The organism is Spiroplasma culicicola AES-1 (assembly GCF_000565175.1).
GTDB classification, from domain to species: Bacteria; Bacillota_I; Bacilli_A; order Mycoplasmatales; family Mycoplasmataceae; genus Spiroplasma_A; species Spiroplasma_A culicicola.
Window position 1 is genome coordinate 235,137 of the sequence record NZ_CP006681.1, and the last position, 16,716, is coordinate 251,852.

The following is a 16,716-nucleotide window of genomic DNA, read 5'->3' on the forward strand; positions in this document are numbered from 1 at the left end:
AAGAAATGGATGATAGAAATTAAGGAGTTAACAAAAGATTTTCGTAATAAAAAAGGTATATTTAACATTTCCATAAATATTGAGACTAATGAAATTGTTGGTATAGTTGGAGATAATGGAGCTGGAAAGTCCACTTTAATTAAGACAATTTTTGAAGAGTATAGTAAAGATAGTGGTCATATAATTTATAATGGAGATAGTTTAAATAGAGAAATAATAAAAAAGTTTGAATTTTTTCCAGATCAAAGTATCTATCCTAAAAATATTAAAATATATGACTTTGCATACTATTCAGCTTTGTTGTCTGGCTTGAGAGAAAACGAAATTAAAATAAATTTAGAACAATTATTTGAAGCATTAGATTTAGTTGATTATAAACAAAAGACTTTTAATGACTTATCTGCAGGAATGCAAAAAAGAGCCCTGTTGATAATTTGTTTAGTTTCAAATCCAAAAATAATTTTTATGGATGAACCCACAGCAAATTTAGATGTGAATTCAAGGATGGAATTCATGGAACTAATTAAATTTTTAAAGAAATGAAATAAAACAGTAATAATTACAAGCCACATAATTGATGAATTGCAAACAGTCATTGATAAATTAGTAATAATTGAAGAAGGTTTCTTGAAATATTGCAGTAAATTTGATAATAAAGTTGAAAAAATTAAAGACATTTATTCTAAACATTCAACTAAAAAAGCAAAATTAAAAATTGATAAGGTGGATTTTTTAAATGAAAGATAAGATAAGATACAGTGATTTTTTTATCATCTATTGATTTAATTTCAAAAAAATACTTTCAAGAACAAAAGTTTTAATTTATTCTTTTTTTATTTTTTTTAATATTATTTTTTCTATTTTACTTATTTATTTATCAAAAGATAGAACACATTCAACTGTCAATTCTATTTTTATATTTAATATTATTAATATCTTATATTTATCAGTATTTAATATTTTTTCTATTACAAATTTTATTAATATAGAAAAAGAAACAGGCATCTATAATTTAGAAAGAAGAAAAAAAATTAAAAAAACAACACAATTCTTTTCTAAATTATTTGTAAATAGAACAATAACAATGTGTTTTATTAGTATACAAATTATATTGTTAAGTATTATTTTTATACCTTTTGTTGATTCTTATCAAAACTATAATTTAATTTATAATAAATTGTTATTAGGTTATTGTGCCTCGTATTTATTTGATCTAGGTTTTATGGCTTTTTTAATACTTATTACATCTATTTTTAAATTAAGAACCTCAATAATTATTTCTTCTTTTATAGCATCTACTTTTCTTCTAAATCCAATTTTAGGGGGAATGATGCCACAAATAATTAATGGTGAAAATATATCATATTTAACAAATTCATATCAATATAATAGAATTTATTTTAAATCTGAATTGATTAAATTAATTGATAAATATCCGAATGGATTTACTAAAAAATTAATGGATTCAAGAAAAGAAATTGAAAATGATTATGAATATATTTCAAATTCAAATAAAGAAACAAAAATTGATGAAATTTTTAAAAAGATTATAATTGATTTAAGTTATTTTAGCGGTAGAACATTTGATTTGAAAATTATTATAAAAGAATTTATAGAAGAATTAAAGGAAACATTAGAAGATAATTCAGAATATATTAGTTTATTAGATTCAATAGATTACAAATTAAATGTTCAAAATCTTGGAAAAGATTTATTATTTGAAATTTTTTATGAACTAAATAATTCAAAAGAAATAATTGAAACCAAAGAAGAATTAAATAAAACTATTTTGAATAAATTTGCAAAAATTTATTCAAAATCAGAAATTAAAGAATTAAATAATTTAGTTTATCAATGATATTTTAGAACAGATATTTCACTTCAAACCCAAAAAATTAATAATTTATTTTCTGATTTATATAGTAACCTAAAAATTGACGATTCAACAAGCAAAGCACAACTTAATAATTGAATGACTAATAGATTAATTAATCAAAAAGATGAAAATTGATTAACTCAAGAATATACATTTTATCTTTTAGGTTTATTAAATAATGTTTTTGATTTCAATACAAATTATTTTACAAATATCCAAGAAAATGCAGATTGAATAAATTCTTCATCATTTGGTGTACTCTCAGTAGTTTCACCATGAACTACTTTTAATATGTTCCAATTTTATAATGTAACTAATAGAACAGATTATTTAACAATTGATATGCAAAGTAAATCAAATATAGACTTATATATTCCAGTTTATTTTGATCTTACAATTAATGGAGAATTAAAATTTCCTTTATTAGGTTCCTACATGATAAATGAAGAATATAGTAATAAAAATTATGATTTATATAAAAAGGAAAAAGTTATATATTTATATATTAATTATTTAGTTTTATTTTCACTGATTTTATTAGCATTATTTTATGGTTATTCAAGATATTAAAATATCACTGGGTTGGATTGTGGAGGGAAAGAAAGGATATTAGTTAAGTGAAAAAACTATTATCAATATTTAGTTCATTATGTTTACTTGGAATGAGCTCAAATATTCAAGCATACTCTTTTCAAGAAAAAAATTCAATTTATGATATTGAATATTCTTTAGATTATTCTGTTTCAAAAGATTTAGAAACTTATGCTTATAGAAAAAATAATCAGAAATGACAATCTGTAGAATCAGGAGCTTTTTTCTTATTTAATGTTAATGAGTTAAATAGACATGTAACTTGAGATATTTTATATAATAATACCGTAAAAATGGTTTTTCAAGGTTACTTAAAGGTAAGAATTGGTGGTACTGGTGCTATTGAAAATATTAAATATTCAGGTGATCTAGCTGTTAAAAAAAGTAAGGATGAAATTCAGGGTAAAATTAATCTTTATGAATACAGTAAAGAAGGTTTGGCAATGCAAGAAGTAGGCGCTGGAATAGAATATTCAATTGATAAAAATTTAGATTTATATGTATCAACTTATGCTTATGCTGGCTCATATTGAGCGACTTCTTCGTGTGAGGCAAATGCCTTTATAACAGATATTAGAATAACAACAATTTTATATTAGTATAAAATAAAATAACTTTGGTAAATTACAATATCAAATTAAAAATTGTAGTATGCCAATGTTATTTTTTATTAATAATGTTTTGAAGCAGTTAATTACTCAAAAATTCAATAAAAATAAGATTTTTATAAAAAAATTGTTATAATTTTTTTGTATGGATTGATACTCAAGTTGGTGAAGAGGGCACCCTGCTAAGGTGCTAGGTCGGGCAACCGGCGCGAGAGTTCGAGTCTCTCTCAATCCGCCATTTTAAGACACTTAACCAAGCACTAAATTTAGTGCTTGGTTTTTTATTTGACTAAATTAATGTATTATATAACATATAAGAACAAGCAAAAGGAGATTTTATTATGGCAAAAGAAATTGAAAAAGACATAGATTTAAAAAAGGAATCCCCGAAAAAAGGATTGTTTCAAAAGTTATTTGCAGCAAAAGCTGAGCAAAAAAAAGTATTTCAAATAATTAAAACTAAAAAAAATGAAAACTTATATTTTTATACAGATGTAAACAATATTTTATTAATTCTTGAAAATGGAATTAGGCTAGTAAAGGAACAAAAATTAAGAAGTGATCAAGAATATATTGTTTGAACATACTTAGAAAATAATAATTCAATTGGATTAGAATTTGATTCATCAACAAGAGCTCATTTTTGAAAATGAGCTAGTGAAGCTAAAGTTGATGTTGAAAAAATTTCAGTTGTGGGAATTGATCCACATAAATTAGCTAAATTGACAAAAAAAGATTGAGCTTTAGATAATGTTGGCAATATTGTTTATGTTTATGAAACAATACCAGTTGAAGCTATTGATTTTATTATGATTAAAGATAAATCGAATTTAAAACGTATTCAAACTTATGTTGAAGCCAATGATATTAACATTGATGTTTTCTTTGGTGAAACAGGAAACATTGAAAAGAAAAATAAGGGAGATAAAAAATAATGTCAAAAAAAATGGAAAAAATCACATCTAGAGATGTTGATTTTGCACAATGATACACTGATGTTGTCAAAAATTCAGGTTTGATTGATTATGGACCAGTTAAGGGGACTATGATTTTTAAACCATATGGTTATGCAATTTGAGAAAATATTCAAAGAATTATGGATGCACAATTTAAAAAACTTGGAGTTACTAATGTTTATTTTCCTTTATTAATTCCTGCAAGTTTATTTAATAAAGAAAAAGACCATATTGAAGGTTTTGCTCCAGAAGTGGCGACTGTTACAAAGGTGGGCGATAAAGTATTGGCAGAAGAATTATATATTAGACCAACTAGTGAAACTTTAATAGTTGATCATTTTGCCAAAGAAGTTAAATCATATAGAGATTTACCACTTTTATATAATCAATGAACAAGTGTTATGAGATGAGAAAAAACTACTCGTCCATTTTTAAGAAGTAGTGAATTTTTATGACAAGAAGGTCACACAATTCACTCATCAAAAGAAGAAGCAAGAAACTTTACTTTAAATATTTTAGATTTATATGCAACTTTTGCTCGTGAAACTCTAAGTCTTCCAGTAATTAGTGGAAGAAAAACTGAAAAAGAAAAATTTGCAGGAGCAAAAGAAACATATACAATTGAAGCCTTAATGTATGATGGACAATCTTTACAATCTGGAACAAGTCATTATTTTGAAGATAATTTTGCAAAAGCATTTAATATTAAGTTTCAAAATAAAGAACAAAAAGAGGAATTTGGTTATACAACAAGTTGAGGGATGTCTACAAGAATAATTGGAGCAATTATTATGACTCATGCTGATGATTTTGGATTAGTGTTACCTTCAAAAGTAGCACCAATTCAAGTTCAAATTATTAACATTAATGAATCTGATGAAGTTGTAAATACTTCAAAACAATTATTTGATCAATTAGTAGATGATTATCGTGTCAATATTGATAAAACTGATAAATCATTTGGGTTTAAAATTTCAGAAGCAGAAATCAAGGGAATACCTTTAAGAATTGAAGTGGGACCACGTGATTTAGCAAATGGTGTTGTTACAATTTCAAGAAGAGATATTAGATCAAAAGAACAAATAAAACTTGAAGATGTAAAAACATACATTGATACTCAAATTCAAGAATATGATAAAAATATTTATAATATAGCTTTGCAAAATAGAGAGCAAAGAACTTTTAAAGCATCAACAATTGAAGAATATATGAAATTATTAGATGAAAAACAAGGATTTGTTTTAGTTCCATTTTGTGGAGAAATATCATGTGAAAATGATATTAAAGAAAAAACACAAACAAACTCAAGATGTATTCCTGATGGAGTTGAACAAACTAAATCAAAATGTTTTAACTGCCAAAAAGAATCAAATAATATGGTATATTTTGCAAGAGCATATTAAAAAAACTTCACTTAATGTGAAGTTTTTTTAATATTTAGAATTGTAAACTTAATAAATTTATTTTAGATATTTTTTTATTTCACAAACATTTTTAACAACATATTTAGCGGCATTTTGGACTTCTTTTGAACCTGCGCTCATTGCAAATGAATTATTTGTCATTTTTAACATTTTAATATCATTTCCCCCATCACCACTAGTGTATATATCATTAATATCAATATTGTGAATTTTCATAACTTCTTCAATAGCACTTGCTTTTGAAACATTTTTGTCAATAATTTCTACAGTATGAGAATCTGTTTTTACAATATAAAAATCAGTTAGTTTTTCTTGTAGTTCTAAGTAAAGATGAGCAATACTTTCTTTTGTTCCCATTAAAGTTATTAAACAGATATTTTTATTTGCGCTAATATCTTCAAGCGCAAGACTAAAATCTTGATACTCGGGAACATAAGTTAAAATTTCGGGATATTTTGTAAAGAAATCTTCTAGTTCTTGAATATTAGGACGAGAAAATAGTTTTCTTTTATTTAAATCAACGTAACATATCAGAAAACTATCCTTCAACTTATTTAAAATATCTAATAAGAAAGTTCTTTGCTCTAACTTAATTGGTCTTAAAAAAACTAAATTGCTATCATAGTCAAAAATAGCTGCACCATTATTTGAAACTAAATATTTATATGTTAAACCATTTTGTTTTAACAAATGTTTCATTTCACTTTCCATATTTCCTGTGGCTATATTGAAAATATTGCCGTTATTTATCCATTCATAAATAAAGTTCTTATCAATCTCTAAAACTTTGTGATCATGATTGATGTTAATTGTGCCATCATAATCAGTAAATCATCATTTCATATTTTTTCTTTCTCCTATTTTTCATTCATCACTTTTATTTTATCAATCTTTTCCCACAATTATGTCAACAACAGCTTTAAATTCATAGTGTTTACTATGAGGTACTTTTCTAATATGATAATCTTTAACAACTTCATCAAAAATCATTACAAACTCAGGATCTTGAATATCTTCAAATTCTGGTTTTATGATGAAATAAACTCTTGAAAATGTAAAAATTGGAAAACGTGCAATATATTCAAAGATTTTCTTTTTTAATTCACGATAACGTGGATGAGGTTCTTTCATAATTGCTGCTTTAACTTTAAAAACCATGTCAGTTGCAGCATTAAAAGTTTTAATGTTTGATTCTAATTGATAAATTAATAAATCTAAAAAGAAACCAATTCATTTTTGATAATCAGCACTTTTATCTAACTTTGCAAGTTCTTGATAATATAAAAATTGATCATGTAAAATAGCTTTTGAAATGTAAAAATAAGGTTTACTTGTTAATTGATATTTATTTAAAACAAGATTAAATAAGATTCTCCCAGTTCTTCCATTCCCGTCTGTAAAAGGGTGGATTTTTTCAAAGTATGCATGTGTAATGGCTCCACGAACTAATGCTTCTAAAATAGCACTACATCCTTTAAAAGGTTCACTATCATTTAATCAATCAATAAATTCTTTCATATACTCAGGAACTGCATATGGAGGTGGTGGAAAGTGGTTTGCAATTTGAACTTGCTTAACTCTTCACATTCCTGGACTAGCATTAACAGCATCAACTGACATCATATTTTCAAATAAATCTCGATGAATATCTAAAATTAATTCTTCTGAAAAGACAGGATTTGCTCGGATTCTTTCGTCTGCTTTTTTTAATGAATTGACATAGTTTGATATTTTTTTACTAGTTGGTGTATCTTGAGCTAAAAGTTCGACATCATTTGTATCTATTCCTTCAATCATATTGGAATGACGTGCTTCATATTTTAAAAGTTGCATTGATAAAAATTGTGTGTCAAAAGGTGAGTGATTTAAGTAGTTATTATATTGCATAAATAATTGAATTATTTTTGCAGCTTTTTCTTCAAAAGAAAAAGGATTAAAAGTTATATCTCTAATTGAATACAATTTATCACTCATAATTTACCTCTAAAAAATTTTATTTAAATAATTATACCATAAAAAACCCCTTATTTATTGGTTATATTACTAGAAGTCAGAGTTTATGAGGGTTTTATTATTTTATAAATGTTATATAATAATTTTGTATACGGTTTACCGAAAAATAATTTTAGTTTTGAAAAAAATTATAGATGATATCAATTTTAACCAGAATAAGAATAGAAAGAAGGTGTTGTAATGGACAATCTACAACCCGGCGATCAAGTTCTTATTCATGCATATAAACACAACGGAAATTTATATAGGTCATGAGAAAACGCAACTGTTTTTGAATCAACCGAAGACTATTTAATTTTAATTAATGAAGAAGTGTTAATTACAGAACTTAATGGGAGAAAGTGAAAAACAAATGAACCCGCAATATGATTCTTTTTTAAGAAACACTGATATAACATAATATGTATGTTTAAAGAACGTGGTATAAATTATTATTGTAATTTAGCTTCACCGTATATTATAGAAGCAAATACAGTTAAATATATTGATTACGATTTGGATGTAAAAGTTTTTAATGATGGAAGTTATAAGATTTTAGATTTAAAAGAATTTAATCGCAATCGCATTAGTTATAAATATTCACGCTCAATTATTGAAACTCTTTGAGAGAATGTTGATGAATTAAAACGACTAATTAAGGCTAAAGAAGAACACTTTGACCATGATTATGTTAAACAAAAATGAAAAGAGTATGAAAATATAGATAAATAAAAGCAACTTTATTAAAGTTGCTTTTATTTTTAATTATTACTTTCAAATTTTTGTAGTTTAATTTTAATTTCTTTTCCAGATCGAAATTTAACTTCACCATTTTTACTAATAATTCTGTGACAAGGGATTAGTAGTAAAATAGGATTTTGGGCAACAGCTGTTGCAACAGCACGAATTGCAGTTGGTTGATTAATTCTTTGTGCTAATTGTTGATAAGTTATATATTCTCCATAATCTAATTTCAACATTTCATTTCAGACTTGTTGTCTAAATTTTGTTCCAAAATGATTAAAATCATTTATTTCTAGATTTAATTTCTTTTTATTGAAATAATTTTCAATCAAATCTAGATGTTTTTTATCAATTTTTGTTTCATCTTCAATTAATTCAAATTTATTTTGATCGAATCATGAATAAATTTCATCATTATTTAATCCTAAATAGCAAATTTTGTCTTCATTAACTCCAACTATTAGATTAAAATCATTTATTTTTAATTTTTGATAATATATTGTTTTCATTTATTTGCTTCTTTCATTTTTAAGTTTAAGCATTAAAATTTAATAATTATTGGTTTACACAACCCAGTAATGTAGCATCCAATAAGTCTTTTGCAAACTCAAATTGAGTTTTATATTTAATATCATCTGTAACTTCTCATATTCTTGGTCACATTTTTTCAAAGAATTCTTTATTGTTTTCAACAACACTACCTCCAAGAACAATAATTTTTGGATTTAAAAAGTAAATTGCAGTAGAAATAAATTGTACAAAGCGATTTGCATATTCTTTAAAAAAATCATTAACAATTTGATTACTATTAGAATTTAAAATTTCAAAAGCTTCGCGTGCATCTTTTACATCTAGTCCCAATTTTTGTAATTGCTTTGGAATATTAATTCCACTAGCAAAATATTCAATTCCAGTACGTTCTTTATCATTATTGGAAGTTAATTGTGGATTTGCATTTGCAACTTCACAAGCAGTATTTGAAAAACCTGTAAATATCTTATTGTTAATAACAAAACCACTTCCAATACCAGTTGATACTGTAAAATATAATAAATTATCTGTTTTTCTAATAACTGTTTGTCCCAAAGCAGCTACATTGGCATCATTTTCTAACATTACTTTTACTTTAAATTCTTGTTCAAATAGTTCCTTTATCTTGATATCTTTTCAACCTTTTAAATTTGGTGTTTCAAGAACGATTCCGTTTTTAACATCAAGAGGGCCAGGCATACATATTCCAATTAACTCAATTGTGTCATTAACTTTATTGATGTATTTTTTTAAAGTAACAAAAGTATCATTAAAATCTTTAGCATTAGTTGCAAAAACCTCAAGATCACTTATTTTATTGTCAATAACTTTGGCAATTCTTGTAGAAGTACCTCCAATATCAATTGCTATTTTCATTATTCTTATCTCCTCATATTCTTAATTTTAAATTAATTTTTAAATAGTTTATATTGATAATTATTTTATTTTTTGTACAATTTCACATTTTTGATGACGATAACTATAATAGGGAAATAAAGTTAATTTCCCTTTTAATTGTCGTTTAAGGGAGGAAATATATGAAAAATGACCAAAATAATAAAAATTTTATTCTTAAGAAAGGAATTCAGGTGCACTTTGTTAATGTTGAAGATAATTTCGTGAAACAATGATTATTTCAAGATATTTTTGATGTTGATAAAGACTATATTTTATTTACAACATTTATGGAACAAAAGTTTGATGTAGTTTTTGATCATGTTAACTTGACAGGACTAAATTCAAAAAGCAATGATATAATGCTTATGGAAGCAAAAGAAATTATTGAATTTAATAATTATATTGCTTCTTATAATAAACTAATCACAATAGGTAAAGGTGAACAAATGCCAAAATTAACAAAACAATGTGAAAGACTTTATGCAGAGCAAAAAGTTGAATTGGCTAATCAAAAAGTTGAATTAGCTAATCAAAAACTTATAAATATCAAATATGAAACCGAAATTGAAAATTTAAAATTAGTGCTTAAAAAACACGGAATTGATCCAAATGGTAAATAAAATTATTAAATTAATATATTACAAAAGAATGAGTAGATCATTCTTTTTAATTTCATAAATTATTTTGAAATATATTTAAATAACTTTATTTTCAAGTAAAATTAACTATGAATGTTTTACAAAAAGGGGGCAAATTATGGATAAATCAAAAATTAGAAATTTTAGTATAATTGCCCATATTGATCATGGTAAATCTACTTTAGCAGATCGTCTTTTAGAACTAACAGGTAGTGTTGAAAAAAGAGAAATGCAAGCACAACTATTAGATTCTATGGATATTGAAAGAGAACGTGGAATTACTATTAAACTAAACTCTGTTCAATTAAAATATAAGGCAAAAGATGGAAATGAATATGTTTTTCATTTAATTGATACTCCTGGACACGTTGATTTTACTTATGAAGTTTCAAGAAGTTTAGCGGCTTGTGAAGGAGCTTTACTTGTAGTTGATGCAAGTCAAGGGATTGAAGCACAAACTTTAGCAAACGTATATTTAGCTTTAGATAATGATTTAGAAATTATCCCAATTATTAATAAAGTAGATTTGCCAGCAGCAGAACCAGAAAGAGTTAAAGAAGAAATTGAATCAGTTATAGGGATTGATTGCTCAAATGCTCCAATGATTAGTGCTAAAACTGGTTTAAATGTTGAAGATGTTTTAGAAGCAATTGTCAATTATATTCCTTTTCCATTGGATGCAGATGATTCAAAACCATTAAAGGCTTTAATTTTTGATTCATATTATGATAAATATCGTGGAGTAATGGTTTCAATTCGAATTGTTGAAGGAACTGTTAAAGTTGGCCAACAAATTAAAATGATGCAATCGGGTGCAGTTTATGAAGTAACAGAATTAGGAGTCAAAACTCCTTTTGAAGTTAGAAAAGATTCTTTAGAAGCGGGAGAAGTTGGATGATTAGCTGCTTCAATTAAAACAGTTCGTGATGTTCATGTTGGAGATACAATTACTACAAAAGAAAATCCAGCAACAGAAGCATTACATGGATATAAACAATTAAATCCAATGGTTTATTGTGGAATTTATCCAGTTGATACTGCTAAATATAAGGATTTAAAAGAGGCATTAGAAAAAATTAGTTTAAGTGATGCAAGTTTAGTTTATGAAGCTGAAAGTTCACAATCATTGGGATTTGGCTTTAGATGTGGTTTTTTAGGATTATTACATATGGATGTTATTCAAGAACGTCTTGAAAGAGAATATGACCTAACTTTAATTGCTACAGCGCCTTCAGTAATTTATAAAGTCAATTTAACAGATGGAACAACAATTGAAATAGATAATCCTGCTTTTTTACCTGAACCTCAAAAAATTAATACAATTGAAGAACCGTATGTAAGAGTTTCAATTATGACTCCAGATCAATATCTTGGAGATTTAATGGGATTGTGTCAAGATAAACGTGGAAATTATTTAAACATTGATTATATTGATGACACAAGAAGAACATTAATATATGAAATGCCTTTAAATGAAATTGTTTTTGATTTCTTTAATAAGTTAAAATCAATTTCAAAAGGTTATGCTTCATTTGACTATGAATTAATTGGTTATAAAGTTTCAAAATTAGTAAAAATGGATATCTTATTAAATGGAGATATTGTTGATGCGCTTTCAACAATTGTACACAAAGATTTTGCCTATCATCGTGGTAAAGTGCTAACAGAAAAGTTAAAAGAAATTATTCCTAGACAAAATTTTGAAGTTCCAATTCAAGCTGCAATTGGAAGTAAAATTATTGCAAGAGAAACAATTAAAGCAATGCGAAAAAATGTACTTGCAAAATGTTATGGGGGAGATATTTCTCGTAAGAAAAAATTATTAGAAAAACAAAAAGAAGGTAAAAAACGTATGAAAGCAATTGGATCTGTTGAAGTTCCCCAAGAAGCGTTTATTGCAGTCTTAAAATTAGATGATTAAAAGAAGGAAGTAATATATTTATGAATTTAAATTTTCTCGTTGATTATGGGATTGAAAATGAAATTTTTCAATCTGCATTAGAAATTAGAACTAAAGTATTTGTTGAAGAACAAGAAGTTGATTTAGAGTTAGAGCAAGATTCATATGACAATACAAGTTTTCATGTATTAGGTTTAAATGAAAATAATGAACCAGTTTGTTGTGCAAGAATTTTAAAGCAAGATGATGGATGACATTGAGGAAGAATTGCTGTTAAAAAAGAATTTAGAAATCTTAAATTAGGAAATCAATTATTAAAATTCTTAGAAGAATATTCAAAAGATGTTTTAGATCTTTCAAAAATTGTTTTAAATGCTCAAGTTTATGCGATTAAATTTTATGAAAAGAATGGTTTTACTGTTGAAGGAGAACAATTTCTTGAAGATGGAATTGATCATATTAAAATGACTAAAACTATTAAATAAAAAAGTGAATTCCACAATAAGAATTCACTTTTTTATTTTTGATAATATTCATCTAATAAAGCAATTGGATACATTTCTGAAAATTTATTTTTATAGATATTTATAGATTTTAAGTAATTTAAATCTTGTTCATTTAATTTAACAATTGGATCATTAAAGTTACTTGTAATATGATCACTATTGCTTGAACTAATGATTGGAGAAATTTGCATTTCTAAGGCAAAACTTTTACAAATTCCAACAATACTTGTATTTTGTTTTTTGGCTATGTCTATCACATTGTGATCATTAAAAACTTGAGCAACAATAGTATATCCTTGTACTTCAATATCATTTTCAGTAGCAAAAGTAATGCGATCATATCTTTGATTAATCGGTGAAAACTCTATTTGGTTAATTTCGGGTTTCACACCAGTTGATTTTCAAAGATAAATGATTTGATCTTTTTCGTAGTTAGAAACTCCAATTTGTTTAACTATTCCTTTTTCTTTTAACTTTATTAGTTCTTTTCAAGCTTGTAAATCATTTTCCAAATTTAATGAAGGTCTATGTAATAATATTGAATCTAAATAATCAATATTTACCTCTTCTAAAATTTTATTAACAGCATTAACTGTATCATTTTTATCGATGTCCTTAGTTCAAACTTTTGATTGAATAAAGATTTCTTCACGTTTATTGGTTTTAAATCATTGATTAAAAGCCTCACCAATTAATTTTTGATTTCCATAAATTTGTGCTAAATCAAAATTTCTATATCCAACTTCAAGTGCTTTTAAAATGGCAGAAGTTGTTTTTTCATGTTTCATCATTGTTCCAAAAATTAATTTATTTTTCATTATTATCATCCTTTCTTAATAATTTTAGTCTTATTAATATATGAATAGTAGTTTAATTATAATTTTATTTTGGAAAATGACTGCAAACTATAACATCTATAACTTGCTTTTTTTTTTTTTTTTATCTAAACTCAACAATAATGAGGGGATAAAAATGAGCAAAAAATCACTTTTAATAATTTTTATAGGTTGAATTTTAATTTCAATACCTGATTATTTTGCTTCAAGCAGCAAAATATTTTTAATATTTTCAATTATTAAATTATCTCTTTGATTATTATGTTCAATAAGTATAATAGTTTACTTGTCTCTCAAATTTATTAATGCTACAGATCATTATATTTTTTCAAATAGAAACATTACTCTTGTTATTAAAAATGCTCTTTTTGAAGAAATAATTTCAGTTATTAGAGTCTTAGTTTATGGAATACCTTTTATATTAATAGGTTTTTTTACATTAATTTCATTAGACCAAAAAACTGCAATTATTTCTTCATTTCAAATTAAAATCATTAGAATGCCTTTATCGTTATTACTTTTTTCTTTTATGAGTGCATGAATTACTATTTCAATTTTTAGTGTAATTTTATATTTACTATATTTTATAGCTATAAAAAGTATTATAAATGAAATCAAAAAAAGAAATAAAAAATTAGATAAAGAAATGAATAAACAAAATAATTATTTTTCTTGAGTTGATATACATATAAGTTTTATGATAGCTTTAGTGAAAATACAAGAATATATTTTTACTCTATTTAAATTTAATAAAAATAATATTGATATTATTTACAAAGTCAAAAATTCTGTTTATCTAATAGAAAGTAAAAAGAGATTTAATCCTCCATTAATTTTTTAATCTTTTAAATGTGTTTTTTTATGTTAATAAAAATAAACTTAAAAAATTAAAAGGAGAATTAAAAATGAAAAAATTATTAAATGCACTTGCTGTGATGTCAATTGTGACTCCTAGTATCAGTGCAACTGTAGCGTGTGGAAACGGAAATGGGTCAGGTGATAATCCAGATCCAAGTGATATGACTCAACTTCAAAAAGATATGATTGATGGTGCAGACTTTATGACACGATTAATCCTTGCGGGAAGACATGAAAATTTAAATTATAATGTAAATGAAATTTTATCAATCTTTTTAACACCTTTATCAACAGCATTATACTTACCTATTAATTACAATAATTCTGAAGGAAAACCAGTTAATTTATCAACTGATGTTTTAAAATATGGTCAATTATTGGCTCCACAATTGAGAAACTTTGATAATAATGGTTATGCTGGAATATTTGCAAGTTATATTATGGGAATGTATGATAATAACTTTTATCAATCATTTTTAAAGTCTGGTAATAAGGATGGAGGTTATTATTTTAACGATACTATAAATCCAAATAACCAAGAATCATATTTATATAAAACAGATCAAAATAGTCTTGGTGAATATGCTGGAGCATCAAATGATTTAAAACTATCATCTGATGAAAGTAGAAGACAATTGGCTTGAGGAATTCAAGATACAGGAGCTTTGACAAATACTTTATTAAATGAAGGTTATACAGGAAGTGGCCCAGGTGCAACTCATGGATATACTGGTTTATTTAACACAGCTGCTGCAAGAAATAAATATGGGACTAATTCAAATGGTTATCTTTACTATAATTCAATTATGAATAGTGGTAAAAGCGGTAAAATTGCTTCAGAAACTAATGCATTTGACAAATCAAATATAAAAAAACTGTTAGAAGAGAATGAAAGCACTTATTCTTATCAAGCAGGTAGTTCATCAAATTATGGTTCTATTTTAAAAAATGGAACAAATGAATATGAATTTAATAATACAGGAGCTTTTATAACAAGAAAAGCTTCTGAATTAAATGTTAGTGGTCACATTAATGGTTTTTCAGCATTATTAGACAACATTAATGATCAAGAATCTGGTGTTGGTGTAATGTTAGAATTTATGGATTCAATGTTGCCAATTATGTCTAATGAATCTTCAGATCAAGGAAGCGCATTTTCATTAGTTATTGATATGTGAGGAATTGTCAAGAAATCTGTAGAAGATAGTACAAATAAAAATATTTTGATAAATGAATTAAAATTGGACTCAAATATTTTAGATAATATTACTCTTGATGAAAAACCAATAATAAAAGAAGGTATATTAGGTGGAAATGCCTCAACAAAAGATGCAAGTATGAAAGTAATGCTTAATTCTGGAGATTTAAAAGAAAAAAACGCTGAAAATATTGTGGAGTTTTTTACTGAGTTAAATCGCGCATCACAAAATTGAAATGAAGAACAAGAACAAAAGTTCTTTGAAATGTATGCATATGATGAGCAAAACAAAGCAGGTCTTCTTATCAAAACAGGAATATTTAGTACAATGATTAATAATATTGGTAAGGATGCTTTTCTTGAAACAGTTAATAATTCTGGAAAAGGAGTTGTTAATTTTATGTCATGATTTGGATCAATGTATAAAATGGTTTTGGATAATAAGGAAGTAATTTTAGAATTAACTACAAAATATAATGAAGGTGAAGGCAAAACAACATATAAAAAACTATCTGCAGTTCAAAGAAATGAAATTAAATCTAAATTAGGATTTAAAGCAGGAAAATTAGAAGAAGGAAAATTTTTAGAGTCATTTTATAAAATGACTAAGGATAAAAAAACTCAAGGACAAAAAGAGCTTGAAAAATTCTTTGGTGGATTTGCTGGAGCAATCAGCAATAATATGAAAGAATTAGATTCAAATGTTTTACAGTACCTTTATGATGATAAATACTGACAGATTTCTAATACTCATGTTTCATCAAATGATAATACTCAATCAGGAGCAAAAATGTCATTTTCACTAAATTATACTGGAAAAGGTGACATAACAAGTAATGCAACTGAATACACATCAAAAGTTAATGTTGATTCAGACTTTAATCCATATCAACAAGATAATGAAAAGACAGACTTTTCAAGAGAAACAAAAGCAAGAATTCTTGGTTTAGAACAAGGCAAAATCAAAGAAGATGATTTAATTGCTTATGATGGACTAGGAAATTATGAAAATTATGATATTGTTAATCACACTTATAACATAGAATGAACCAATGTATCAAATGATCCATTAAACCCATACTGAGTAATTACTAAAATTGAAAGTTTTAACAAAGAAGGTGAACAATTCTACAATATCTTTTAATTAAAATAGAAGGACAA

The 16,716-nt window shown here is 25.3% G+C and carries 16 protein-coding genes and 1 tRNA gene; 12 read left to right on the forward strand and 5 right to left on the reverse strand.

Features of this window, described 5'->3' with window-relative positions; all coding sequences use genetic code 4:
- The first annotated feature begins 9 nt into the window (after positions 1-9).
- From SCULI_RS01085 to proS, 6 genes are all read left to right on the forward strand, one after another.
- The gene (locus SCULI_RS01085; RefSeq protein WP_025362787.1) at positions 10-747 is read left to right on the forward strand and encodes an ABC transporter ATP-binding protein; all 738 of its coding nucleotides are present in this window, start codon (positions 10-12) and stop codon (positions 745-747) included.
- The gene (locus tag SCULI_RS01090; RefSeq protein WP_025362788.1) at positions 737-2,446 is read left to right on the forward strand and encodes a hypothetical protein; all 1,710 of its coding nucleotides are present in this window, start codon (positions 737-739) and stop codon (positions 2,444-2,446) included. The genes SCULI_RS01085 and SCULI_RS01090 overlap by 11 nt, the downstream gene beginning before the upstream one ends.
- Before the next feature lie 47 nt (positions 2,447-2,493).
- Positions 2,494-3,066 carry a hypothetical protein gene (locus tag SCULI_RS01095; protein ID WP_025362789.1) on the forward strand — a complete coding sequence of 191 codons (573 nt, stop codon included), beginning with the start codon at positions 2,494-2,496 and terminating at the stop codon, positions 3,064-3,066.
- A 156-nt stretch (positions 3,067-3,222) separates the two neighbouring features.
- A tRNA-Ser gene (locus SCULI_RS01100) sits at positions 3,223-3,313 on the forward strand.
- A gap of 103 nt (positions 3,314-3,416) precedes the next feature.
- Complete coding sequence (locus tag SCULI_RS01105; RefSeq protein WP_025362790.1) at positions 3,417-4,010, forward strand: hypothetical protein; 594 nt, start codon at positions 3,417-3,419, stop codon at positions 4,008-4,010.
- Positions 4,010-5,434, forward strand: coding sequence for a proline--tRNA ligase (gene proS / locus SCULI_RS01110; protein WP_025362791.1), 1,425 nt, complete (start codon positions 4,010-4,012; stop codon positions 5,432-5,434). The genes SCULI_RS01105 and proS overlap by 1 nt, the downstream gene beginning before the upstream one ends.
- A gap of 57 nt (positions 5,435-5,491) precedes the next feature.
- Here proS and SCULI_RS01115 read toward each other — a convergent pair whose 3' ends face one another.
- Together SCULI_RS01115 and SCULI_RS01120 are read right to left on the reverse strand one after the other, a co-directional pair.
- Positions 5,492-6,298 (reverse strand): Cof-type HAD-IIB family hydrolase, encoded by an 807-nt coding sequence (locus tag SCULI_RS01115; protein WP_025362792.1) that lies wholly within the window; start codon positions 6,296-6,298, stop codon positions 5,492-5,494.
- 39 nt (positions 6,299-6,337) lie between these two features.
- Positions 6,338-7,429, reverse strand: a complete 1,092-nt coding sequence (locus SCULI_RS01120) for a Fic family protein (RefSeq protein WP_025362793.1) — start codon at positions 7,427-7,429, stop codon at positions 6,338-6,340.
- 219 nt (positions 7,430-7,648) lie between these two features.
- Here SCULI_RS01120 and SCULI_RS01125 point away from each other — a divergent pair, with 219 nt between their 5' ends.
- The gene (locus SCULI_RS01125; RefSeq protein ID WP_025362794.1) at positions 7,649-8,179 is read left to right on the forward strand and encodes a DUF402 domain-containing protein; all 531 of its coding nucleotides are present in this window, start codon (positions 7,649-7,651) and stop codon (positions 8,177-8,179) included.
- A 29-nt stretch (positions 8,180-8,208) separates the two neighbouring features.
- Here the strand turns inward: SCULI_RS01125 and SCULI_RS01130 are convergent, their stop codons facing one another.
- Complete coding sequence (locus tag SCULI_RS01130; protein WP_025362795.1) at positions 8,209-8,700, reverse strand: methylated-DNA--[protein]-cysteine S-methyltransferase; 492 nt, start codon at positions 8,698-8,700, stop codon at positions 8,209-8,211.
- Positions 8,701-8,746: 46 nt separating this feature from the next.
- On the reverse strand, positions 8,747-9,598 hold the full coding sequence (locus SCULI_RS01135) for an ROK family protein (RefSeq protein WP_025362796.1): 852 nt from the start codon (positions 9,596-9,598) through the stop codon (positions 8,747-8,749).
- Positions 9,599-9,759: 161 nt separating this feature from the next.
- Here SCULI_RS01135 and SCULI_RS01140 point away from each other — a divergent pair, with 161 nt between their 5' ends.
- From SCULI_RS01140 to SCULI_RS01150, 3 genes are all read left to right on the forward strand, one after another.
- A complete protein-coding gene (locus tag SCULI_RS01140; protein ID WP_025362797.1) occupies positions 9,760-10,239 on the forward strand; it encodes a hypothetical protein in 480 nt (159 codons plus the stop codon).
- 136 nt (positions 10,240-10,375) lie between these two features.
- On the forward strand, positions 10,376-12,178 hold the full coding sequence (lepA, locus tag SCULI_RS01145; protein WP_025362798.1) for a translation elongation factor 4: 1,803 nt from the start codon (positions 10,376-10,378) through the stop codon (positions 12,176-12,178).
- A gap of 20 nt (positions 12,179-12,198) precedes the next feature.
- Positions 12,199-12,642, forward strand: coding sequence for a GNAT family N-acetyltransferase (locus SCULI_RS01150; RefSeq protein WP_025362799.1), 444 nt, complete (start codon positions 12,199-12,201; stop codon positions 12,640-12,642).
- A 32-nt stretch (positions 12,643-12,674) separates the two neighbouring features.
- On the opposite strand, the gene SCULI_RS01155 is transcribed toward SCULI_RS01150, so the two are convergent.
- Positions 12,675-13,481, reverse strand: coding sequence for an aldo/keto reductase family protein (locus SCULI_RS01155; RefSeq protein ID WP_025362800.1), 807 nt, complete (start codon positions 13,479-13,481; stop codon positions 12,675-12,677).
- A 154-nt stretch (positions 13,482-13,635) separates the two neighbouring features.
- Between SCULI_RS01155 and SCULI_RS01160 the strand changes: the two genes are divergently transcribed.
- Together SCULI_RS01160 and SCULI_RS01165 are read left to right on the forward strand one after the other, a co-directional pair.
- Positions 13,636-14,340 (forward strand): hypothetical protein, encoded by a 705-nt coding sequence (locus SCULI_RS01160; RefSeq protein ID WP_025362801.1) that lies wholly within the window; start codon positions 13,636-13,638, stop codon positions 14,338-14,340.
- Positions 14,341-14,404: 64 nt separating this feature from the next.
- Positions 14,405-16,699 carry a hypothetical protein gene (locus SCULI_RS01165; RefSeq protein WP_025362802.1) on the forward strand — a complete coding sequence of 765 codons (2,295 nt, stop codon included), beginning with the start codon at positions 14,405-14,407 and terminating at the stop codon, positions 16,697-16,699.
- Positions 16,700-16,716: the final 17 nt, after the last annotated feature.